Source organism: Candidatus Propionivibrio aalborgensis (assembly GCF_900089945.1).
In the GTDB taxonomy this organism is placed as follows: Bacteria; Pseudomonadota; Gammaproteobacteria; order Burkholderiales; family Rhodocyclaceae; genus Propionivibrio; species Propionivibrio aalborgensis.
In genome coordinates, this window is record NZ_FLQY01000399.1 from 21,511 (window position 1) to 27,740 (window position 6,230).

General features: G+C 58.3%; 4 protein-coding genes. All 4 read right to left on the reverse strand.

Features of this window, described 5'->3' with window-relative positions:
- Nucleotides 1-52: 52 nt before the first annotated feature.
- Nucleotides 53-1,666, reverse strand: a complete 1,614-nt coding sequence (locus tag PROAA_RS18380; protein WP_186412737.1) for a methyl-accepting chemotaxis protein — start codon at nucleotides 1,664-1,666, stop codon at nucleotides 53-55.
- A gap of 267 nt (nucleotides 1,667-1,933) precedes the next feature.
- Nucleotides 1,934-3,055: a hypothetical protein gene (locus PROAA_RS18385; RefSeq protein WP_186412738.1), complete on the reverse strand. Its 1,122-nt coding sequence runs from the start codon at nucleotides 3,053-3,055 to the stop codon at nucleotides 1,934-1,936.
- A gap of 49 nt (nucleotides 3,056-3,104) precedes the next feature.
- Complete coding sequence (locus PROAA_RS18390; protein ID WP_186412739.1) at nucleotides 3,105-5,369, reverse strand: diguanylate cyclase domain-containing protein; 2,265 nt, start codon at nucleotides 5,367-5,369, stop codon at nucleotides 3,105-3,107.
- Between the two features lie 212 nt (nucleotides 5,370-5,581).
- Nucleotides 5,582-6,230, reverse strand: a 649-nt coding sequence (locus tag PROAA_RS18395; RefSeq protein ID WP_186412740.1) for an LrgB family protein, incomplete at its 5' end; no start/stop codon positions are given.

Sequence of the window (6,230 nt, forward strand, 5' to 3'; positions counted from 1 at the left end):
CGACGCTACGCCCAGGAGCGGCAATCGGTCGATGGGCTTCAACCCTGCACCTCTAGACCTGGAACCGCGCAACCAATCGATACAGCTCCGATGACAAACGCTTGACGTCCCCAGATACTTCTTTCACCTCGCCCGTTACCGCCGTGTTTTTCTCGCTCATTGAGGCGATTTTTTCGATTTGAATGGCAAACAGTTCCGTCGCCGAACTTTGCTCTTTCAGTGCCGTCGCAATTTCGGAAGACACCTCGACGACATGCTTCGATTCGTTGCGAATCTGCATGATCGACTCGCCGGCATGGCGGGCTTCGCCAGCGTTCGCGACGACCCGGCTCGCCATTTGGTGCATGTCATCAACAGCGCTCTTTGTTTCATTCTGAACGGCACCAATAACCGCCTCGATTTCTCTTGTCGCACGCGCGGTTCGCTCCGCCAGTTTCCTCACCTCATCGGCAACGACGGCGAATCCAAGCCCATGCTCTCCGGCTCGTGCGGCCTCAATGGCGGCGTTGAGCGCCAGCAAGTTGGTCAGCTCAGCAATCTTCTTGATCGTTCCAGTGATCCCACCGATTTCGATCGATCGTCTTCCCAATTCCTTCATCGCCTGCGACGTGAGGTTCACTTCCTCGGCCATGACCACCATTTGGATGACGGTTCTTTCAATCGTTTCTGCGCCGTCCTTTGACTTTTCCAGGGACCCTTGCGCAATCCCCTGCGCCACAGCGGACGAATCCGAGACATGGGCAACGCTGACCGCCATTTCCTGAACCGATGCCGCCATGGCCGAAGTGGCTTCGTTCTGTATCTCGATCGAAGTCAGCAAATGCACAACGGTCTGCAATATCTGATCCGACGTCATCGAAACCGCGTTGCCGGCCTCCTGAACGCCCTTGACAACGGACTGAAACTCCTCAAACAGCGAGTTCACGCTCGCCGCGACCCGATCAATCTCGCTATTGCCTGCTACCGGAATTCGGTGCGTCAAATCGAGATTCGTCCTGATCGTTTCGATCGCATCCTGCATCTGCTTGAGAGGCCGGGTGATCCTGAGGTACAAGAAAGAGCCAACCGAGCCCAGGACAAGAACCGCAACAAGCGTAACCAACGAAATCCCTCGAACAACCTGCCCCAGCTTGTCGTTCAAGCTCAGAATCGCCGCATCCTTGCTCCGGTTCTTCTCAATGCGCAAGGTCTCGACGATCCCGCTCAATTCAGTCTGGTATTCCGCCACATTCGCGAACAGGAACGCCTCGGCCATCTCTTTTTGCCCGGCGAGTTTGAATCGAGTCGTATCGTCAATCGACTTGAAATAGTTCTTCAAGCTCTCCTGAGTCTGAGCGATCAGCCCGCGCTGCGCATCGCTATCGGCCGCCTGGCTCTGCAGATCCACGGATTGCGCGATCTGAGCCTGCAACTGTTTCAGAATCTCGGCGGCTCGCCCTGCTGCATTGTCATCCGCTGCCGAAACCATCGAGATCGCAGTCAGTTGCACGTCCTTGATGCTCGCAACCAGATCGCCTGCCGCAAGGGCGCTCGGTACCACACCTTCCGTCACCGCTCTGACGGCAACAGCGTTATTGCGGGATTGCAGAATCGCGAATCCGCCGATAGCGGCAATTGCGCCGAAGGTCAGAGCGATCAGCAGGATAATCCGTTGGCGAATATTCATTCTTTTTCGTGCCTTAGAGAGAAGGAGGACCACCGGCCTGCCGATAACGCCGCGTGCCGCACACCCCAATGTAAAAACGAGGTAAGCGATTATGTTTATTCTGTGTGACGCTACTGTTACAACTGATGTGCGATTTCAGTCGCGGGGGATGGGCCGAACGGACGGTGCCGGGATTCTCAGTTACCGGGCGGCATCAGGCGGAGCTCGGAAGGCAATTGCTTCGTTTGAGTACACGACCCTCACAGAGAGAACTCGGGGGCAGTGCGTTTAGAACGGAAGCTGATATCTGAGCCGAACCCTGACGCTGTCTGCCGTCTCGCCGAATACTCTGGCTTGCCGCCATACGGCATCACACGACCAGCGGTCCGTAAAGTCGTATCCGGCAGTCAACGCAAAAAGCCTGTCTCGGGAAGAGTCAGCGGATGCTCCATCCAGCCATCGGGTTGTCAGCGCAGTCTGCGCGCGCCAGCGCCCGTATCTAAGGGTTTCACCAACGATAAGATAGCGCCCCGAAGCCCCGGGTATGCCACCTTTGTCCTTCAAATAGACCACTTCGCCGACCGTCGTCGAGTCAATTCCGTTATCGAATGCGATTCGCTGCTGAAGGTTGGCGGAAGCGCCTTTTTCATCGGCGACCGAGTAAACGCGCTGCCCGCTGCTATCGGTAACGAAGTCAACTTGTTGGCGCAGCAGGGCCAGTTGCCACGAAAGACCCGGCAGCTTTGGAATGTCGGTGCCATAGAGCGCAACGGCGAACGACGTCGGCGAGTCGGTATTGCTTGGGCCACCCCGGGACGCCGTTTTTTGCTGGCGGGTGTTCAGCCACGAGGCGGAAAACAGCGAGGTGTCCAGCGAGTACATTGAAGCGCTGACCGTAGTCGAGCCAAAGGTATCGCTCTGCAGCCGATACCAGCCTGATGCACCCATTCTGTCCCAGACGGCATAATCTTCCGCCAACGTCGTGGCTTCGAGTCCGGGCGCGCCGTACCAGGCGAAGCCGAAGTCAGCCGTAATCCGGCCACCACGAAACCCGGCGACGCCGTTGTCGTATTGAATGAAGACATCTTTCCAGCGCACGTCCTCGTTCTCGAAGGCCCTGTTCTTGTCGGGATAGGGGTCGGCCAATGGTTCGAGCGTGACGATGGCACGGACGAGCCAGTTTTCGGTCAACTGAAGCGCGGTATTCGCTTCGGCAAACAGGAACAGGTCATTGCGTTGTGTATGCTTCGGTCCCACCCACGTCGTTCTGTTATTCAGTTCAAGTACGATCGAGCCGTTGAGTGCCGGAAAATCCTCGGCATTGGCGGACGCGATGAAAGTCAGTAGAAACGCGCCGCAGATACTGCCAAGTCTTGAGTTGACGTCAATCAGGCTGATCTTCATTGCCATTTGAGAGTCGATATCTCGTTCGAGATCCCACTCAGTAGAGCAATGTTCATCAATCCTTCCAGACCTGCACCTGATTCTTGCCGGAAGTCTTGGCTGAGTACATCGCCATATCGGCACATTGCGTCAATGATTCGACGCTGTCGGCATGTTGCGGATACAGTCCGACCCCGATACTGCCCGAGATATGCGCCGTTCCCTGCGGCAGATCAAACGGCTCGGCCAGGCTGGCGACCAGCTCGGTGGCGACGTGCGATGCACTCTCGGACGCCGTGATTCCCGGCATGATGACGGCAAATTCATCGCCACCCATCCGCGCCAGGGTGTCACTGTCACGGATCCGGCCCTTCAGCCGCTGTGCTACCTGCTGCAACAGAGCATCACCCACTGCATGGCCGAGATGATCGTTTACGCCCTTGAAACCATCGAGATCAATCCACAGCATGGCCGCACCGCTATCGAGGCGTTTGGCGTGACGCAAGGCCTGTTCGACCCGATCCCAGAAGAGGATGCGGTTGGGCAAATCGGTCAGGGCGTCGTAGTGAGCCAGAGTCCACAGTCGCTCATCCTGCTGGCTGCGCGCCGTGGCATTGGTCAGGACCATGATCATGCCGCTCATGGGCTGATCGGGTTTATCGGATCCGCCAAGGTTCAGGCAGTGCGCCGAGCAGCGCAGCCCGGTGCGCGCCAGCCGAAACTCAAGCCAGTGCACCGCATCGTTCTGGCGATTAATTTTCAGAACGAATTCAACGTAGTCGTGGTCGTCGGGAAGCACAAAGTCCAGGACTGGCCGACCTTGGGCCTCCTCCTGTGCATAACCGATCATGGCGCAGCCATTGACGTTGATGAAGCGGCAGCACTGGGCGTCGTCGAGTTCCAGCACGCCCACCGGAGCCGCCGCCAGCAACACCTGAAGGTGAAGTTCCTTGGTTGCCAGCTCGCTATTGCTCTGGGCCAGTTCCCGGGTGCGTTCGGCCACCTCCCTCAGCAGTTCTTCGTTGTAATTGTGCAGCACCGCTTCTGCCCGCCGAGAACGGGTGATATCGACGGCGGTTCCGCGATATCCCGTCAAACGACCCGAGTCATCCCGCAACGGCAGTCCGTTGATCTTGACCCAGATCGGAGAATCTCCAGCACCTTTCAGCAAGACTTCCTGATGATGAAACAGTTGTTGTTCAGACAGTGCATGTTCAAGCGCCATCAGTTGTGGTTGTGAACTCGCACTCAGCAAGTCGCGCCAGTATTGGCCCGGCGACAGAGCGGCATCCTGTGCCAGTCGCCCGCTCGCTTCGCTCAGGCGACCCGCGGCATCGGCCTCCCAAAGCAGGTCATTGGAGATGCTGGCAAAATCCCGGTAACGCAGCGTGATCCGCTTGTGCGCGTCCACCGCTCCGCCGAGCCACAATCCCACCAGAGCGATGGCGATCATTACAATCTGATACTGCAGCGCAAGGCCGAACTGGCCGTACAACGCGATCAGCATGACCAGCCCGCAATCGAGCAGCGCCGCGGCCAGCACCGCGCTACGCAGACCGTGGCGCAAGGCCAGACCAGCCAGCGGCAACAACAGCAACAGCGCAATGAGCGGGAAGTGCGTGTTCAAACCCCAACTCCAGGGAATACCGAACACCAGCAGCAACGCTGACACCGCGATCAGTACCGTATGCAGATCGGAATCGCCGTTTCCGTTTCTCGGTTTTCGAAAATGCGCCCAGTGACCTGTTTGCAGATAATGCTGGAGTCCGGGCCAGACCCTCACCATCAGGAAGGGCGCAAGCACGATGATGCCGATGAAATCGCCGATCAGCCAGTTGGCCAGGACTTCTGGCCACTGTGCCTGTGGTATGAAACCTACATGGGCCAGCCGAAACGTGCCGGCCGACGCGGCCAGCGTGCTCGCTGCCAAGGCGGCAAGGATGAACAAGGCAACGTCAGCCGGCCGGGCGAAATCCAGCGCATCGTGCTTCAAGCGGCGCCAAGGCAGTAGTACCACCGCGTAAGCAAATACCGGAGCAAACCAGCCATAGATCAGCCAGTGCGGCTGGGCCGAAAGAAACGCAGCAGGAAGATCCGTTGGAATCGGAATCTGCAGCAGGCCGCACGCCATATTCGCCAGCAATTCCAGCAGCAGCCCGCGCCAGCCAAACAGCAGCAGGCAGCAAAAGCGCAGTCCTGCCGGCAGATACCACAGACTGACGGAATTCTGATCAAGCAGTCCGGCGGTGTGCCAGATGGCTATCCACAGTACGACGTAGCTTCCACCCACGAGCAGAAAGCGCCGCCGCTGGCCGGCGCTAGGATGGGAAAACGAGTACATCGACAGGATGGCTCATAAGCTTGCAGACTTTCAGCAGAAAAACTGCAGAAATACAAGAACATGGGCTTCAGTATGCTTGGTCTCCATTCCCCTGTCAATGACAGGGGAATCTCACAGGATTTCCCGAATCGGCGCCGATGGCTACGATGCTTTTGCTGCGCAGTCTCCGATAGTTTGCAATCGGAATTATCGATGCGCTGTTTTCCAGTTTCTCAGCCCAGCCAGCGCAACTGCGGCGGCACCAGCCCCGGCAACAGGAGGGCCGTTACCAAGCCGTTGAGCCCCATCGCCAATGCTGAGAAAGCGCCAGTCTGTTCGCTGACCTGAAAGGCGCGTGCGGTCCCGATGCCATGCGACGCGGTGCCCAGTGCGAAACCACGTATCGCGGGGTCTTTGATTCGGAGCACGGCGTAGAGCCCCTGTGCGCCGACAGCACCAAGAATCCCCGTGAGGATGACCAGCACGGCAGTCAGCGAGGGCAGGCCGCCGAGGCGCTCGGCGATGCCCATGGCAATCGGCGTGGTCACCGATTTCGGCGCCAGCGAAAACAGCGTAGCCTCGCTCGCGCCAAGCAGATGGCCGATCAACACCGCGGAACACGCCGCGGTTATGGAGCCAGCCAGCAAGGCGACGAGCAAGGGAACCGCCATGCGCTTCAGTCGACCGAGCTGGGCATAGAGCGGGATGGCAAGGGCGACCGTAGCGGGACCGAGCAGGAAATGGACGAACTGGGCCCCTTCGAAATAGGTGCGGTAAGGCGTTTCTGTCGCCCACAGTGTGATCACCAGTGCGGCAACAGCCAGCAGTACCGGATTGGCCAGAGGATTTGCGTTGCAACGTTTGTTGATCAGCAAGGCGCCC

Coding starts and splice junctions, on each gene's coding strand:
- PROAA_RS18380 (WP_186412737.1), bottom strand. CDS start 1,666: ATGAATATTCGCCAACGGATTATCCTGCTGATCGCTCTGACCTTCGGC.
- PROAA_RS18385 (WP_186412738.1), bottom strand. CDS start 3,055: ATGGCAATGAAGATCAGCCTGATTGACGTCAACTCAAGACTTGGCAGT.
- PROAA_RS18390 (WP_186412739.1), bottom strand. CDS start 5,369: ATGTACTCGTTTTCCCATCCTAGCGCCGGCCAGCGGCGGCGCTTTCTG.